Consider the following 16,819-nt stretch of genomic DNA (forward strand, 5'->3'; position numbering starts at 1 on the left):
GCGGGCGGGGGTGCCAAGGCGCCCCCAACCCCACTACGGGCTGGCCGCTCCCCCCCGCGCGTGTCCCGGCGGCCCGCGCCTCTTCGGCCGACGCCATGGTTTCGCACAGAAACAGATCGACGCCGCCCGCCTGCTCGGCAACGATACGGCGATAGATGTCGAGCGTATCCTGGAAGGATATCGTCAGCGCCGGCGCATAGCTGCCGAACAGCGGCGACAGGCAGCCGGCGATCGCCGCGTCGCCAGCCTGGTCGCGGGCTTGCCTTGCCAGTTCGATGCCGCGCTTCTGCAGGGGCTTGAACAGCTCTTGCGCGCCTTCGCGTGCCAGCCGTTCCGGCGTGGCTGAATAGGTGTTGATGGTGATGACGCGGGCGCCGGCGCGGATGAATTCCGCATGCAGGTCGCGCACCAGATCCGGTTCGTCGATCAGCACCCTGGCCGACCACAGCGGCGTCGGCTCGGAACTGCTACGGCGGACCAGCTCCTGGCCCATGCCGCCATCGGTGAGGATAACAGTCTTCATGCTCTGAGCCTCTCGTTCTTTGGATCCCATAACGGCTCATCCCTCTGCACGACCGCCCGAAAACGTTCGCCGAAGATCTCGACCTCGACAGCGGTTCCCGGCTCGGTGAGGTCGGCGCGCAGCATGCCGAGCGCGATCGACCTGTCGATGCGATGACCCCAGCCGCCGGATGTCGTCTCGCCGACGATCCGGCCGTCATGCCACAGCGTCGACATGGTGGGCGCATCGCAGTCGCCGGGGTTTTCGACGACCAGCGTGACGAAGCGTTTCTTTACGCCCTGCTGCTTCTCGTTCTGCAGCGCCGCCTTGCCGCGGAAGTCGGGCTTATCCCATCTGACGAAGCGGTCCAGCCCGCCCTGCAGGATCGAATAGTCGGTCGACAGGTCGCCCTTCCAGGTGCGGTAACCTTTTTCGAGCCGCAGCGAATCCAGTGCGTACATGCCGAACGGTTTTAGTCTATGCCTCTTCCCGGCCTCCCAGACGGCGTCGAAGATGGCTGCGGTATCGTCGACCTTGCTGTGGATTTCCCAGCCGAGCTCGCCCGCGAAGGACACGCGCACCAGCTTTGCCCAACGTCCGGCGATACTGGTTTCCTGATGCGTCAGCCAGGGCAGGGTGAGGTCGGCCGCGCAGAGTTCGGCGAGGATTTTTCGCGAGTTGGGGCCGGCGAGGATCTGGGTGGAGTATTCCTCCGTCCGGTCGACCAGCTTGAAAGTGGCGTCCTTCGGGATGCGCGATTTCAGCCATTCGAAATCATGCCACTGAGCCACCGCGGCGGTGATCAGCGTCATCAGGTTCTCGTCGTGGCGGACCACCGACATTTCGGTGACGATGCGGCCCTTGTCGTCGGCAAAATAGACGAGGCCGATGCGGCCGGGTTTCGGCACCAGGCCTGTCACCTGGAGGCTCAGCCATTCGGCGGCACCCGGACCATCGAGATTGAAACGGGAAAACCCCGGCAGGTCCAGAATGCCGGCGGCATCGCGCACGGCGAGGCATTCCTCGCGCACACGATGCTGCCACGGCCCGTCGCGGCGGAAGGTCAGCGTGGATTGTTCGGAGATGTCGTCGCCTGGCTTCGCATACCAGGTGGCGCGTTCCCAGCCATTATAGGCGTCGAACCGGGCGCCGAGTGCCTTGATGCGGTCGTGGAGCGGCGACAGCTTGCGGTCGCGCCCGGCCGGCCAGGCATGGCGCGGGAACTGGATGGCATATTCGTTGCCATAGATCTCCATGCCCTTGGCGACGCAATAATCCGGGGCCGAGGCAAAGGCGGTGAAACGGCGCGGATCGCACGACCACATGTCCCATTCGGTCTGGCCCTCGGTCACCCATTCGGCCAGCACCTTGCCGGCGCCGCCGCCCTGGGCGATGCCGAAGGTGAAGACGCAGGCCTCGAAGGCGTTGGGCACGCCGGGCATCGGGCCGATCAGCGGGTTGCCGTCCGGCGCATAGGGGATCGGCCCGTTGATGACCTTGGACAGGCCGGCGGTGCCGAGGATCGGCACGCGGGCGACAGCATCGGCCAGGTAATGTTCCAGCCGGTCGAGATCGTCGGGAAACAGCTGGAACGAAAAGTCGTCGGGCATTGGGTCGTTGTGGCCGACCCAGTGGGCGCGGCAATTGCGCTCATAGGGGCCGAGATTCATGCCGTTCTTTTCCTGGCGCAGATAATAGGACGTATCGACGTCGCGCAGCAGCGGCAGCTTCTTGCCCTGCTCCTTCGACCATGCGGCCAGTTCGGGGATTTCCTCAAACAGGATGTATTGATGGCTCATCACCATCATCGGCACCTCGCGGCCGAACATCCTGCCGACCTCGGCGGCGCGGTAGCCGGCGGCGTTGACGACGATCTCGCAGCGGATCTCGCCTTGCGTTGTCTCGACCACCCACTCGTCGTTGTCGCGGCGCACGCCGGTGACCGGACAGAAGCGGATGATCTTCGCGCCCATGTCACGCGCGCCCTTGGCCAGTGCCTGGGTCAATTGCGCTGGATCGATATCGCCATCATTCGGATCGTAGAGCGCGCCTTTCAGCTCATGCGTCTCGATGAAGGGGTAACGGCGCTTGATCTCGTCGAGCCCGACCACGTCGATATCCATGCCCTGGTAACGGCCCATGCCCTTGGCGCGCTGGAATTCCTGCATGCGCTCCGCGCTATGGGCTAGCCTGAGCGAGCCGGTGACGTGGTAGTTCATGGGATAGCCGACCTCGTCGGCCAGCCGGCGATAGAGCTCGGTCGAATAACGCTGCATGTTCATCAGCGACCATGACGAGGAGAAAGTCGGCACGTTGCCGGCGGCATGCCAGGTCGAGCCGGAGGTCAGCTCGTTCTTCTCCAGAAGCACGCAGTCGGTCCAGCCCGCGTTGGCGAGATGATAGAGCGAGGAGGCGCCGACGGCACCGCCTCCGATGATCACCACGTGTGCCGTGGTCGGCAAACCGGCCATGTTCTTCTCCGACTATTTGTTTTGATGCATGTCGTTGTCCCAAAACGGCCACGCACTTTTGGGCGACATGCATTCGTTCAATAGACGGGCGGCGAAACCACCCAGATCACCACAGCCGGTTCCGCTCCAGGATTGCGCCAGCGGAACGGCTTGCCGTCGAAGCGGAAGGAATCGCCTTCGCCAAGCCGGTGCCAGACGCCGGCAATTTCGATGTCGAAACTGCCGGAAGCGACGTAGCCGGCTTCCTCGGTCGGCCGGCGCGACTCGGTCTGCAGCTCGGCACCTGGGGCGAAGACCGAACGCAGCATCTCGAAGCTACCGCCGAGATCGGGCGACAGAAGCTCCTCCACCAGGCCGGAATCGCTTGTGCCAAGCGTGCGCCGGCTGCCGGCGCGCACGACCACGCCGCGCTCGGTCTCGACAGGTACGTCATGGCTGAAGAACAGGCTGACCGGCACGCCGAACAATTCGGCGAAGGCCCTGAGATCGCCGAGCGACGGGACCGACAGATCGCGCTCGACCTGGCTGACCCAGCCGACGGAACGGCCGAGCTTCAGTGCGATTTCGGCAAGCGTCAGGCCGCGCGCCTTGCGCAACGCGCGAATGTCGCCGGCCAGCAGCCGTTCGCCGCTGTCCTGTTCCGATCTGGCGGCGGTTGAGGGCAAAGCCATCCCTGTCTTGGTGAAAAATTCCCAGCAAATTTCATTTGATGGCGGGTTCATGAAAAAATCAAGAGGATTTTCACGAAATCACAAGATTTACTTGCGCCATTTTGACGGTTCGGGCAAAGGCTCGGCGCACGAGCGGCAAGTGGGGCGTCCGGTCGAGGCGGGTAGGCTATCGGACGTTCAAAAAGACGCGCAAGGATGCTCCATCACTTCTAGTCGGCGCATGATCCTTCCGGAAAATCGGGTTCGGGATCATACGCAAAAGGACGGCCCATGCTGGAAAACAACTCCCGGATTGCGGCGGCGATCGTCGATGACGCGATCACCTCGCGGCGGTCGGTACGCGCCTTCTTGCCCGATATGGTCGACGACGAGACCATCCGCGATATTCTCGCCGTTTCCGCGCGCGCGCCCTCAGGCACCAATATGCAACCCTGGAAGGTCTATGTGACCAAGGGCGAGGTCAAGCAGCGCATCACCGACGCCATCCTCAGCTCGGGCATCCGCGCCGAAAAGGCCGAGTGGGACGAGTACCGCTACTATCCCGACCAGTTCTTCGAACCCTATCTGACGCGACGGCGGGCCAACGGCTTCGGCCTCTACGGCGTGCTCGGCATCGGCCGGCGCGAGGTCGACAGGATGCGTGCGCAGCACGACCGCAACTTCGTCTTCTTCGACGCCCCGGTCGGCATGATCTTCACCGTCGACCGGCGGCTGAACAAGGGGTCGTGGATCGACTACGGCATGTTCCTGCAAAACATCATGGTCGCCGCGCGGGGCAGGGGCCTGCACACTTGTCCGCAAGCCGCCTTCGCGCCCTATCACCGGCAGATCAGGCCGGTGCTCAACATTCCCGACGAGGAGATCGTCGTCTGCGGCATGGCGCTCGGCCATGAGGATACGTCCAAGCCCGAAAATGCCTTCCGCACCGACCGCGCGCCGCTGGAAGAGTGGGTGACGTTCGCGGAGTGACGTGAAGCGCCGTCCGGCTCTACTGCACTTCGTAGCCGACTTCCTCGCTCGCATGGCAGAGCGCTTGCCAGAACGAGCGGGCAAACGAGCGGAACACATAGATGTCGAACTGATCGGCGCCGGTGCGCTGGATCTGCGCGAAGATGTCGTGATGCATGGTCGAGCGGCCGGCGCCGATCGGGAAGGCCGGCAGCGCGAAGTCGATGGCGAAGAATTTCGCCAGCACCCACTCGGCCTTCGGCCCGGCGATACGGATCGCGGTGCGGCCGTGCGAAAGGTCGGTCACCGTACCGATGGCCGAACTAACGACATCGGCAAACGCCGGCGCCAATCCCTCGGCTTCATCGACAACCGTAAATTTTCCCGGCGCAAAGCCGAACACCGACCTGGCGCCGTTCGTCACACCGCCACCGGCGCCGTCGGGCAAAGCCAGGCCGGTGACCGCATGGATGCCGGCCATCAACGTCTTCTCCTCGCCGGGCCAGGCGGCGAGCTGCAGGATCGACCCCGGCCTGGTTTCGGAGAGGATGATTTCGACACCGTGCTCGAAATTGCCATGCGAGCCCGGATGCAGCACCGGCTCAAGCGGTGATTGGCGTTCAACCATGCATGCGGCTCCCGTCCGGATCGAAGAAATGGTTGGAGACGATCTCGACCGGCCCGAACCTGTTGCGCAACGGATCGGAAACGTAGGCACGCGAGCCGCGCCGCGCCTTGCCGCCCTTGACCAGGGCAAGCGCGATATATTTGCCGAGCGCCGGCGAATAGCAGCAGGCGGTGATGTGGCCAAGCGAGCCGTGTGGATTGGCTTCGTCAAGCTCCTCGACGATGTGTGCGCCGCCATTGAGCGGCTGGTTGTCGAGCGAAACAATACCGACGAGTTCCAGGCGGTCGGGTGCGATCAGCCCCTCGCGATCCATCATCGCCGAGCCGATGAACGACTTCTTCTTCGACAGCATCCAGTCGAGATGCAGGTCGCGTGCCGTGGTACGGCCGTCGATCTCGGCACCGGTGACGTGGCCTTTCTCGATGCGCATGGTGCCCAGCGCCTCCAGCCCGTAGGTCACCAGCCCGAACGGCTTGCCGGCTTCGATCAGCGCCTCCCAAACATGGGTGCCGTAGCCGGCGCCGGAATAGACCTCGAAGGCCATTTCGCCGGAGAAGGACAGCCGGCAGATCATCACCGGCACGCCGGCGATTTCGCCGTGGACGATGCCCATGAAGGGCAGGGCGGCATTGTCGACGGCGGTGCCGCTGACGCAAGCAGCCAGTATCTGCCTTGCCTTCGGCCCACCGATGGCGGCACCGGCCCATTGGTCGGTGACCGAGGCGACGTGGACTTTCAGCTCCGGCCAGATCACGTCGAGGAAATATTCCAGATGCTGCATCACCTTGCCGGCATTGGCGGTGGTGGTGGTCATCAGGAAATCCTGCTCGCCGAGCCGCCATGTGGTGCCGTCGTCAAAGGCGAGACCGTCCTCGCGCAGCATCAGCCCATAACGCGCCTTGCCGACGGCCAGCGTCGAAAACACGTTGGTGTAGACGCGGTCGAGGAATTCCGCCGCGTCGGGGCCTTGCACCGCGATCTTGCCCAGTGTCGAGACATCGACGATGCCGGCGCTCTCGCGCGTGGCTCTCGCTTCGCGCACATAGGCCTGCTCGATCGTCTCGCCGGGATGGCCGTAGATCATCGGCCGATACCACAGGCCGGCCGAATACATGGTGGCGCCGTTGGCGACGTGCCAGTCATGCATCGGCGTCAGCCGCTCGGGCTTCAGATCGCCGAAGCGTTCGGCGGCTAGCGAGCCGATCGACACCGCCGAAAAGGGCGGGCGAAAGCGCGTCGTGCCGACCTCTGGGATCGGCTTGCCGAGCGCCTCGGCCATGATGGCGAGGCCGGGTATGTTGGAGCTCTTGCCCTGGTCGGTTGCCATGCCGAGCGTGGTGTAGCGCTTCAGATGCTCGACCGAGACGAAGCCTTCGCGATGCGCCAGCCGCACGTCATCCGCCGTCACGTCATGCTGGAAGTCGACGAAACTCTTTCCCTTGGCCTTGATCTCGAGCACCGGCGCCGGATCGGGATCGCCAGGTGCTGCCTCGACGGCAGGCAAGGCCGCCGGCGTGGCGGTTGCGCCCGCTGCGGAAAGGCCGGCGGCGCGGCCTTCGGCGATCGCCTCGGCGGTGGAGAAACTGCCGGTGAAGGCGCCGGCGCCGATCCATTGCCGCGTCGTCGGCTTGGGCGGCAGGAACGCTTGCAATGCTTCGTTCCATTCCGCTCTCGCGCCGGCCTGGCTGGCCAGATGAATGGTCGGCGACCATCCGCCCGACATCAGCAGGCAATCGGCGTGGATGCTGCGCGCTTCGCCGGAAAGCGCGCCGTTGACCATGTCGAAGCGCTGCACCTTGAAGCCGGAAAGCGCCTTGCCGCCCTCGGTGGCGATTACCGCGTGGCCAGAAAGGATCTCGGCCTCCGCTTCGCCGGCCAGCTTGCGCATTTCGCTCGAAAGTTCTGGGCGCACGTCGACGATGGCGACGACGACGGCGCCGGCCTTCTTCAGCGCAAGCGCGGAGCGATAGGCGCTGTCATTGTTGGTGAACAGCGCGACCCTGTCGCCCGGCAGCACGCCATATTCATTGGCAAAACGCTCGGCAGCATGCGCCAGCATCACGCCTGGCCGATCGTTGCCCGGAAAGACCAGCGGACGCTCCAGGGAGCCGGTGGCCAGCACCACCGACTTGGCGCGGATCGTCCAATAGCGATGGCGCGGCTCGCCCTTGCCGGCCTTTTCCTTGTGGTCGGTGACACGTTCGAGCGCGGCAAGCGTGTTGCCGTCATAATAACCCCAGACAGTAGTGCGCGGCAAAAGGCGGATATTGTCACGGCCTTCAAGCTGACCGGCGGCGCGCGCTGCCCAGTCGGCGGCCGGCATGCCATCGATCGTCTCGCGCGACCAATTGGCCGAGCCGCCGAAATGCGGCTCGAGCTCGGCCAGGATGACGCGTGCACCCTGATCGGCAGCCGCCCTGGCGGCCATCAGCCCCGCCGGGCCGGAGCCGACTACCAGCACATCGCAAAACGCGTTCATGCGTTCGTAGCGCGCCGTATCGGGAGCCGTGCCTGCCTTGCCCAGGCCGGCGGCACGGCGGATGAAATGCTCACAGAACATCCAGAAGCGAGTGCCCTTCAGCGGACCGATCACCGGTCCCATGAAGGTCTTGTAGTAGAAGCCAGCCGACAAAAGCTTGCCGCCGAGCTGGTTCACGGCACTGACGTCCCAGGCAAGCGAAGGGAAGCGGTTCTGGCTGATTGCGGCCAGCCCGTCATAAATCTCGACCATCGTGGCGGGGATGTTCGGCTCGCGAACCTCGCCCCTCAACACTGTGACCAGCGCGTTCGGTTCCTCGACGCCGGCGGTCAGCACGCCGCGCGGGCGGTGATATTTGAACGAACGCCCAAACAGGGTGACGCCGTTGGCCAGCAGCGCCGAAGCCAGCGTGTCGCCGGCATGGCCGGTATAAGGCGCGCCGTCGAAGGTGAAACGGATGGTCCGCAGCCGGTCGATGCGCCCCCCGGCCTCTGTACGGCGCGGGCTCATGGCTTGTCCTCGGCCCGGTGCCGCGCAACCGAGTTGTGGTCGCCGCGCGCGAACGCGGTGCTGGAGATCTCGTGCGTCAGCGTATTGCGCACGACCCTGAGATGGGCGCGGCAGCCGCCGGAATGCTGCCAGATCTCATTGTGGTCGCCGGCCGGGTTAAGCCGGTCGTAGACATAGGCGTTCCAGGCGTCGAGGTTCTGCGAGGCGGGCTGTGGGCGCTGGCGATTGCCGTCGCCCTGATAGGTGAATTCGATCACGTCGCGCGGGCCGCAATAGGGGCAGGTGATGAGCATGGATCTCTTAAACTTCTCGTTTGACCATGATCTTGTCCGAAAACCGGTTTCCACTTTTCGGGATCATGGCCTAATGCAGCCGGGGCGTGGCGCCCTGGCCCTTGTCGTCGATCACCAGGCCACGGTAGAAGCGGTCGAGCGTGAAGGCCGCGTTGAGACCGTGCGGCTCGTCCTTGGCAATGGTCCAGGCAAAGCACCAGCCGGAAGCCGGCGTCGCCTTGAAGCCGCCATAGCACCAGCCGCAGTTGAGATACATGCCCGGCAGCGGACCGGTGGTGATGATTGGCGAGCCGTCCATCGACATGTCGCAGACGCCGCCCCATGAGCGCAGCATGCGGACACGGGCCAGCCCAGGGAACAGCGCCAGCATCTCGCTCATCACCTCATCGACGATAGGCAGGCTGCCGCGTTGGGCGTAGCTGTTGTAGCCGTCGAGATCGCCGCCATAGACAAGCCCGCCCTTGTCAGATTGCGACATATAAAAATGGCCCATGCCGAAGGTCAGGACCGTATCGATGAACGGTTTTAGCGATTCCGTGACGAAGGCCTGCAGCACATGGCTCTCGATCGGCATCGTCTCGATGCCGGCAAGCCGCATGACCCGCCCGGTGCTGCCGGCAACCGCGACCGCTACCTTTTTTGCGCGGATTTCGCCGCGCGTTGTCGTGACGCCGATGATGCGGTCGCCGTCGCGCAGGAAGCCGGTGACCTCGCAATTTTCGATGATGTCGACGCCGCGGCGATCTGCGCCGCGCGCATAGCCCCAGGCGACGGCGTCGTGGCGGGCGGTGCCGGCGCGCCGCTGCATCAGGCCACCGACGATCGGGAAACGCGCGGTGGCCGAGACGTCGAGCGCCGGCACCAGGCGCGCGATTTCGGCCGTGGTCATCAGTTCGGCGTCAACGCCGAGATGGCGCATGGCGTTTCCGCGCCGGGCATAGTCGTCGAGCTGGGCAGGTGTGTGGGCGAGGTTCAGGCAGCCGCGCTGCGAGAACATGACGTTGTAGTTGAGGTCATGGGCCAGGTTCTCCCACAGCTTCATCGAATGTTCGTAGAAACGCGTGTTGGCCGGCAGGAGATAGTTGGAACGGACCGCCGTGGTGTTGCGGCCGACATTGCCGGAGCCGAGCCAGCCCTTCTCCAGCACCGCGACATTTGTGATGCCGTGCTCCTTGGCGAGATAGTAGGCGGTCGACAGGCCATGGCCGCCGCCGCCGATCACGATCACGTCGTAGGACGCTTTCGGGTCGGGCTTGCGCCAGGCCGGCCTCCAGTCCTTGTTTCCGGTCAGCGCGTTCTTGAGAAGCGAAAAGGCCGAATATTCCGCCATTCTTATTGTCATCCATTTCAGGCTTTACGGCAGAGTATAGAGCAGGCTGCAAACGCAAAGCCAAGATTGCGCCATCGCTTTTCGACTCCCCGACTTCGATTGGATTTGGCCGACTTCGATTGGATTTGGCCGACTTCGATTGGATTGGCCGACTTCGATTGGCGGGACTTCGAAAAACGAGACGCCTGGGATGACTTGCCCCGTGATATGAGCCTCTTTATCAAGGACGTGCTTCAAAACTGCCGATGCCGCCCGCGAGTCGCCAGAAAAATCATGTTCTTTCGTTTATTCCGCCTGGTCTTGATTCTTGCGCTTGTTGTCTCGGCGCCGCCGTCGCTCGTTGCTATGGCGCAGGCACTCGGGCAGGGCGCCGCCGGGTTGATCGCAGACCAGCAGAAGGTCATCCAGAGTCTGACGGCCAAAACCGACGGTCTCGAGAAGAAGATACAGCAGGACGGCCAAGACGATGCCACCCTCGTGGAAATCCGTCTGCAATTGGAGGATCTGTCGCGGGCGGCGCTCACCAGCGCGCTGGCGTTCCGATCGCGTCTCGGCGATATCAACGATCGGATTGAGATGCTGGGACCTCCGCCGGCCGCGGGCCAGCCGGCCGAGCCAGACATCGTAACCGGTGAACGCCAGGCCTTGGCTTCCGAAAAAGCCGAGATCAACGCCGTTATTGCCAGCGCGCAGAACCTGTCGATCCGCATCAGTGGGCTGATCGAGAAGATCGGCAACATGCGCAGCGAGCTGTTCCGCAATGTGCTTACCAAACGCTACGTGCTGTCCGATGCGCTTAGCCCCGAAGTCTTTTCCGACGCCAACGCTGAGTTTTCCGGCTTCTATAAGGCGGTCTCGTCCTGGCTGAGTTTCGCCTTCAAGTTCAAGTTCCAGGCCATTCTTGCCGCGACTTTGATGGCGCTCGCATTCGCTGCAGTGCTTTTTATCGGCGGCCGACGCCTGTTCGGCCGCGTCTTCGAAGCGGATCCCTCCGTCGAGGACCCCTCTTATCTCAGCCGCCTGTCGGTGGCGTTCTGGTCGACGTTGCTGCCGACGCTGGCGGTCGGCGCCTTCCTTGTCTCGACGATCTTCTTCTTCGATTATTACAACGTTTTACGCGGTGATATCGGCATCTTCCTGAATTCGCTGGTTGCCGTTATCGCGGTGGTGTTCTGCGTCAACCGCCTGACCAACGCAGCGCTCGAGCCCCGACTGCCGAACTGGCGTTTGATCCCGGTCGAAACCGGCCCGGCGCGCTGGCTGGTGCGGCTGACGACCGCCATGGCTGTCGTCATCGGCAGCAACAACTTCCTGTCTGTCGTCAACGACAAGATGGGCTCGCCACTGTCGCTGACCATCGCCAGAAGCTTCATCGCCACCATCATCGTCGGCATCATCCTGATCCTTATGGGCCTTCTGAAGCCGTTCAAGGCCCCCGACGGAAGCTGGCGCCCGTGGCCGGCGTGGCTGCGCTACACCGCCGTCGCGCTAGGCCTATTCACAATCGCATCGGCACTGCTTGGCTATATCGGCCTTGCAATTTTCGTCTCGCTGCAGGTCGTGGTCACCGGCACCATCCTGGTCACCGCCTATATCGGCTTCCTGTCGGCGCGAGCGATCGGCGAGGAAGGTGGTTTCGCCAAAACTTCGATCGGGCGCTGGCTAGCGGCCAATTCAAGCTACGAAGAGACCGCCCTCGACCAGCTCGGGCTTGTCGTCAGCGCCGCCATCAACATCATGATTGTGCTGGTGTTCCTGCCGCTGATCCTGTTGATGTGGGGCTTCCAGCCCGGCGACATCCAGGCCTGGGCCTACAAGCTGGCGACCGGCCTCACCATCGGCTCGGTGACGATCTCGGTCACCGGCATTCTCACCGGCGTCGTCGTCTTCATCATTGGCTATTTCCTGACGCGCTGGTTCCAGGGGTGGCTCGACGGCTCGGTGATGGCGCGCGGCCGGGTCGACACCGGCGTGCGCAATTCGATCAGGCTGGCGGTCGGTTATGCCGGTGTCGCGGTCGCGGCACTGGTCGGCATCTCGGCGGCCGGTATCGACCTCTCCAATCTCGCGCTGGTCGCCGGCGCCCTGTCCCTCGGCATCGGTTTCGGCTTGCAGAATGTCGTCTCGAATTTCGTGTCGGGCCTGATCCTGTTGGCCGAGCGGCCGTTCAAGGTCGGCGACTGGATCGTCGCCGGCGACATCAGCGGCACGGTCAAGAAGATCAGCGTGCGCGCCACCGAGATCGAGACGTTCCAACGGCAATCGGTGATCCTGCCCAATTCAAACCTGATCAACAATGCGGTCGGCAACTGGACGCACCGCAACAAGCTCGGCCGCGTCGACATCAAGGTCGGCGTTGCCTATGGCAGCGACGTCAAGCACGTGCATGGCGTTCTGTTGGAGATCGCACGCAGCCATCCGCTGGTGCTGAAGAACCCGGAACCCTTTGTGCTGTTTTCCAATTTCGGCCCGGCCGCGCTCGAATTCGAGATCCGCGTATTCCTGGCAGACGTTCTTAGTGGCAATATCGTCCAGAACGACATCCGCTTTTCCATCTTCGATGTGTTCGCCGACCAGCATATCGAAATTCCGTCGACACCGCGCGCCGTCGTCGAGATCAAAAAGCACGAGGCGTGGCCGATCGACGACGACAAGATCGAAGTCGAATTCGCCGAGCGGGAACAAGCAAAAGCCCTAGCGGCGGTCGAGGCGAAACGTCTCGCCAAGTCGGGACGCAAGGTACGGAAGCCCGATCCTGACTAGCTGATTGGAGCTTGCCTTCAAGCCTTCGGAAACCAATTGCGGCATGAATGCGGCATTCAGTTGCCGTTCAGCTTGCATTGCATATAAGCTCACCTGCAAACGGCGAGAATGCCTTGCGAAATGCAACAGAGGCGGTGGCAACACCGATACTGCAAAATGTGGAAGTCCCTCGTCGCCGCCGTCGCTTTTCTGGCCGTGGGCGGCTCGGCCCATGCCGCCAGCGCGGTTAACAAGGACGCCGAGACCCGCACGCTGATCGTGACGGAAGGCGGCGGCAAGACCGAGCTGGCGCTGGCCGCTGGCGAAACCGTGGAATTTTGCCCGAGCGGCTGTTTTGTTACCTTGCCGAATGGCGACCTCGAGGCGCTGACCGGTTCGGAGACGATCGAGATCTCGGGCGGCGTCGCGCGCATCAAGTAAAGTCGACGCCATGATTTTTGAAGGCCGGGCAAACACCCGGCCTTTTATTTGCTTCCGGTAATCGGCGATGAAGGTATGCATTTTTCTTCGAAGCTGCGCAGGACGGGCTCTAGCAGCGTCTTCGTACCGAGCAGGGCGAAGGCGTAGGTCTAACTGCATTCGACGGGCTGGTGGCGCGGGCTTTTTTGGCGATGTCGCAAACAGGCTGCAAGCGCGGCGCCGCGCCGCCCTATAGTCTGCTCGCAATAGCATCTTGGAGTCGCGGGCAATGGCAGGGTTTCCGGAAAAGGCGAAGGTCGTCATCGTCGGGCTGGGCGGCATCGTCGGCGCATCGGTCGCCCATCACCTGATCGAGCGCGGATGGGACGATATTGTCGGCATCGACAAATCGGGCATCCCGACGGATATCGGCTCGACGGCGCACGCTTCCGACTTCTGCTACACGACCAGCCATGATTTCCTGTCGTGCTGGACGACGCTCTATTCCATCGATTTCTACGAAAAGATGGGTCACTACGCGCGGATCGGCGGCCTCGAGGTCGCCCGCGTCGGCGACGACGCCCGCATGGCGGAGATCAAGCGCAAGATCGCCTCGGCGAAGGCCTTCGGCACACGCGCCCGCCTGATCGATCCCGCCGAGATCAAGGAAAAATTCCCGCTGATCGAAGAACAGATGGTACAGGGCGGCCTGTGGGATCCCGACGCCGGCCTCGTCATCCCGCGCTCGCAGACCGTCGCCGGCAAGCTTGTCGATCAGGCGGAAGCTTCCGGCAAACTCAGGGCGTTTGCCAATACGTCGGCCAGGTCGCTCGTCATCGAGAACGGCCGCATCAAGGGCGTGGTGACCGACCGCGGCACCATCGAGGCCGACTATGTCGTGGTCTGCACCGGCATCTGGGGACGGCTGATCGCGGAAATGGCGGGCGAGGACCTGCCGGTCATGCCGATCGACCATCCGCTTACCTTCTTCGGGCCGTACACCGAGTTCGCCGGCACCGGCAAGGAGATCGGCTGGCCGCTGCTGCGCGACCAGGGCAACTCGGCTTACATGCGCGATACCGGCGACCCCAAGACCGCCGAAGGCGGGCAGATCGAATGGGGTTATTACGAAGAGACCAATCCGCGCCTTTGCCATCCGCGCGATATTCTCGAGAAAAACGAGGCGCGGCTTTCGCCGTCGCAACGCGATCTCGACATGGAGCAGATCCTGGCGCCGCTCGAGCGCGCCATGGAACTGACGCCGATCCTGGGCGAGCTGGGCTACAATGAGAGCCATTCCTTCAACGGCCTATTGCAGGTGACGGCGGACGGCGGCCCCTCGATGGGCGAAAGCCAGAAGGTCAGGGGCCTCTGGTATGCGGTGGCGGTTTGGGTCAAGGACGGCCCCGGCATGGGCAAGCTCATCGCCGACTGGATGACGGACGGCCGCACGGCGATCGACCACCACGCCATCGACTATTCGCGTTTCTATCCGCACCAGACGAAAGAACAGTTCATCTGGGATCGCTGCACCGAAACCGCTATGAAGGTCTACAACCCAGCGGTCCATCCACGCGAGCCCTTCTCCAAGGCTCGCAATGTCCGCCGCTCGCCCTTCTGGGAGCGCGAGAAGGAACTCGGCGGCTATTTCATGGAACTCGGCGGCTGGGAGCGCGCCCATGGCTACGCCGCCAACGAGCATCTGCTCGAGAAATACGGCAACCGGGTGCCGGTGCGCCAAAACGAATGGGATAACCGCCACTTCTGGCGCGTCTCGAACGCCGAGCATCTCGCGATGAGCGAGGATTGCGGCATCGTCAACCTGTCGCATTTCGCCATGTACGACGTGGAAGGCCCGGACCATGTCGCGCTGATGGAATGGCTGTGCGCGGCAAAAATCGGCGGTGACGGCAATATAGGCAAGGGCATCTATACCCATTTCCTCGACGAGGAAGGCATGGTGCGCGCCGACCTGACCGTCATCCGCATGGCCGGCCGCTGCCGCGTCATCGACGGCGCCGATGCCGGGCCGCGCGACTTCCAGTACATGCGCCGGACGGCAGAGGACAAAGGCTTCGACGTTAGCGTCACCGATGTGACCGAGAGATATGTGACCGTCGGCATCTGGGGTCCGAACGCGCGGGCGACATTGAGCAAGTGCGTGGAAAACCCCGACGGGCTGACGCCTGAGAATTTTCCCTTTGCCGCGATCAAGCCCGTCAGGATCGCCGGCAAGGACGTGACCGCCTTCCGCATCTCCTATGTCGGCGAGCAAGGCTGGGAACTGCACATGCGCTACGACGACGGCCTGGCTGTCTGGGACGCGCTGCGGTCGACCGGCGTGATGGCCTTTGGCGTCGAGACCTATGCCAACAGCCGCCGCATGGAGAAGAGCCTGCGCCTGCAGAATGCGGACCTCTTGACCGAATACAATCTGCTGGAAGCCGACCTTGCCCGTCCGAAAGTCAAGGAGGCCGATTTCTGCGGCAAGGCAAAGCATCTGGAATATCGCGCCCGGGCGCATCAGCCGGCCATGCTTTGCACGCTTATCATGACCGACAATACCGATTCCAATGGCGTTCTCCGCTATCCGGTCGGCACGATGCCGGTGATGGACCCGCAAACCGGTGAGACGCTCGTCGACGAGCTCGGCCGACGCTCCTTCACGACCTCGGTGGCCTATGGTCCGACCCTCGGCAAGAACATCGCGCTCGCCTACCTGCCCTGGGCGTATTGCCAGGAGGGCTGCAAGCTGAGCGTCGAATATTTCGGCGAGAAGTACCCGGTCGAAGTGGCCGCCGTCGGTTACAGGCCGCTCTACGACCCGGAGAACGTCAATCCGCGCAGCTAAGTGTTGCTTGCCTGCCGATTCTCCACACAGGCAAGCCGAGCAGTGCCAGCAGGACCTGAATGCAGAAGCCCGATTCATCGTCGGGCTTTTCGCTTTGTGGAGCGATGATTCTCGCTTACCGTCGCGCTGCGATTGGGGGGTGCCTTTGCGGCGGATCGGCTGGGACAGAAAAAACGATGCGCTTGTGTTTCAACTGAACCGGAATATCCCGGTTCGCGTCAGCTGGACCTTCGCAATTCCCATTGTGCTGCCTTTCCTGAACGAGTGGGCGAGCCGACCCAAGGATGCACTGATCCATACCTCTATCTTTGCAGCGCTTCTGTTTGCGTCGATATTTCTGCACGAACTGGCACACGCCTGGATCGGACGCCGACAAGGCGTCGCCACCGACAGGATAGAATTATATCTCTTCGGCGGGCTCACGCGTTTCAAACGCGCCGCAGCGCCATCGCCTGCCTGGGCGCGGATTGCGATAGCGGGTCCCCTGGCGAACGTCGCGCTCGCCGCGTTTTTCGATGCGGCCTATTATCTGGTTTTTGGAGAACTCATCCCAGTTGCGCCCGAAAGGCCATTCGGGTGGCTGCCGTCAAGATCGGCCGGTCCTCTGGAATGGACGCTTTGGATTGGCGCATTGTTGAACGTGTCACTTATCATTCTCAACATCCTGCCTGCCTACGATCTGGATGGCGGCGTGATTGCAAGACATTTGTTCCTGAGACGCTTCGGCGCCCGCCGGGCCGCGCAGATCGTCGGCATCTGCGGCATCGTACTTTCAATTCTGCGTTTTGCGATCATCTTGCCTGCCGCGGTTGCAGGTATTCTGTTGTGGCTTCCGCCGTCATTCAAGCCGAACTGGAGGGCAGCGCGCGGGGTCGGTGCTAGAAAACCGAAGCCGGACCCATCCTCCGAGACGGATGTCGAGAAGGCCGTGGAGTGGCGGGGACGGGGCGGGCACCGCATCCACCAATGAAATT

Annotated in this window: 12 protein-coding genes; 5 read left to right on the top strand and 7 right to left on the bottom strand. The window is 63.1% G+C overall.

The genetic code is table 11. The features are described 5' to 3' along the window. The 3 genes from NKH59_RS08745 to NKH59_RS08755 all read right to left on the bottom strand — a co-directional run. Positions 1–523 (bottom strand): homocysteine S-methyltransferase family protein (locus tag NKH59_RS08745; RefSeq protein WP_353021556.1); only part of this gene is annotated, 523 nt, incomplete at its 3' end. Further along, positions 520–2,973 carry a GcvT family protein gene (locus NKH59_RS08750; RefSeq protein WP_352539645.1) on the bottom strand — a complete coding sequence of 818 codons (2,454 nt, stop codon included), beginning with the start codon at positions 2,971–2,973 and terminating at the stop codon, positions 520–522. The genes NKH59_RS08750 and NKH59_RS08745, both read right to left, overlap by 4 nt. 77 nt (positions 2,974–3,050) lie before the next feature. After that, positions 3,051–3,644 (bottom strand): helix-turn-helix domain-containing protein, encoded by a 594-nt coding sequence (locus tag NKH59_RS08755; RefSeq protein WP_353021558.1) that lies wholly within the window; start codon positions 3,642–3,644, stop codon positions 3,051–3,053. 270 nt (positions 3,645–3,914) lie between these two features. Between NKH59_RS08755 and NKH59_RS08760 the strand changes: the two genes are divergently transcribed. After that, positions 3,915–4,613, top strand: a complete 699-nt coding sequence (locus tag NKH59_RS08760; RefSeq protein ID WP_352500967.1) for a nitroreductase — start codon at positions 3,915–3,917, stop codon at positions 4,611–4,613. Between the two features lie 19 nt (positions 4,614–4,632). Here NKH59_RS08760 and NKH59_RS08765 read toward each other — a convergent pair whose 3' ends face one another. From NKH59_RS08765 to NKH59_RS08780, 4 genes are all read right to left on the bottom strand, one after another. Further along, entirely contained in the window at positions 4,633–5,220 is a 588-nt protein-coding gene (locus NKH59_RS08765; RefSeq protein WP_352539647.1) for a sarcosine oxidase subunit gamma, read from the bottom strand. Beyond that, complete coding sequence (locus NKH59_RS08770) at positions 5,213–8,209, bottom strand: sarcosine oxidase subunit alpha (protein ID WP_352539648.1); 2,997 nt, start codon at positions 8,207–8,209, stop codon at positions 5,213–5,215. Before NKH59_RS08770 ends, NKH59_RS08765 begins: the two co-directional genes overlap by 8 nt. After that, positions 8,206–8,502: a sarcosine oxidase subunit delta gene (locus NKH59_RS08775; protein ID WP_023676536.1), complete on the bottom strand. Its 297-nt coding sequence runs from the start codon at positions 8,500–8,502 to the stop codon at positions 8,206–8,208. Before NKH59_RS08775 ends, NKH59_RS08770 begins: the two co-directional genes overlap by 4 nt. A gap of 70 nt (positions 8,503–8,572) precedes the next feature. Continuing rightward, positions 8,573–9,832 (bottom strand): sarcosine oxidase subunit beta, encoded by a 1,260-nt coding sequence (locus NKH59_RS08780; RefSeq protein WP_352500964.1) that lies wholly within the window; start codon positions 9,830–9,832, stop codon positions 8,573–8,575. A gap of 273 nt (positions 9,833–10,105) precedes the next feature. Here NKH59_RS08780 and NKH59_RS08785 point away from each other — a divergent pair, with 273 nt between their 5' ends. The 4 genes from NKH59_RS08785 to NKH59_RS08800 all read left to right on the top strand — a co-directional run bounded on the left by NKH59_RS08785 (position 10,106) and on the right by NKH59_RS08800 (position 16,815). Then, the gene (locus NKH59_RS08785) at positions 10,106–12,595 is read left to right on the top strand and encodes a mechanosensitive ion channel family protein (protein WP_352539649.1); all 2,490 of its coding nucleotides are present in this window, start codon (positions 10,106–10,108) and stop codon (positions 12,593–12,595) included. 156 nt (positions 12,596–12,751) lie between these two features. Further along, positions 12,752–13,015, top strand: coding sequence for a hypothetical protein (locus NKH59_RS08790; protein ID WP_352452117.1), 264 nt, complete (start codon positions 12,752–12,754; stop codon positions 13,013–13,015). 268 nt (positions 13,016–13,283) lie between these two features. Beyond that, positions 13,284–15,845 carry a GcvT family protein gene (locus NKH59_RS08795; protein ID WP_352539650.1) on the top strand — a complete coding sequence of 854 codons (2,562 nt, stop codon included), beginning with the start codon at positions 13,284–13,286 and terminating at the stop codon, positions 15,843–15,845. 7 nt (positions 15,846–15,852) lie between these two features. After that, the gene (locus NKH59_RS08800; RefSeq protein WP_352539651.1) at positions 15,853–16,815 is read left to right on the top strand and encodes a site-2 protease family protein; all 963 of its coding nucleotides are present in this window, start codon (positions 15,853–15,855) and stop codon (positions 16,813–16,815) included. Positions 16,816–16,819: the final 4 nt, after the last annotated feature.

Source organism: Mesorhizobium sp. M0998, assembly GCF_040318885.1.
Taxonomy (GTDB): domain Bacteria; phylum Pseudomonadota; class Alphaproteobacteria; order Rhizobiales; family Rhizobiaceae; genus Mesorhizobium.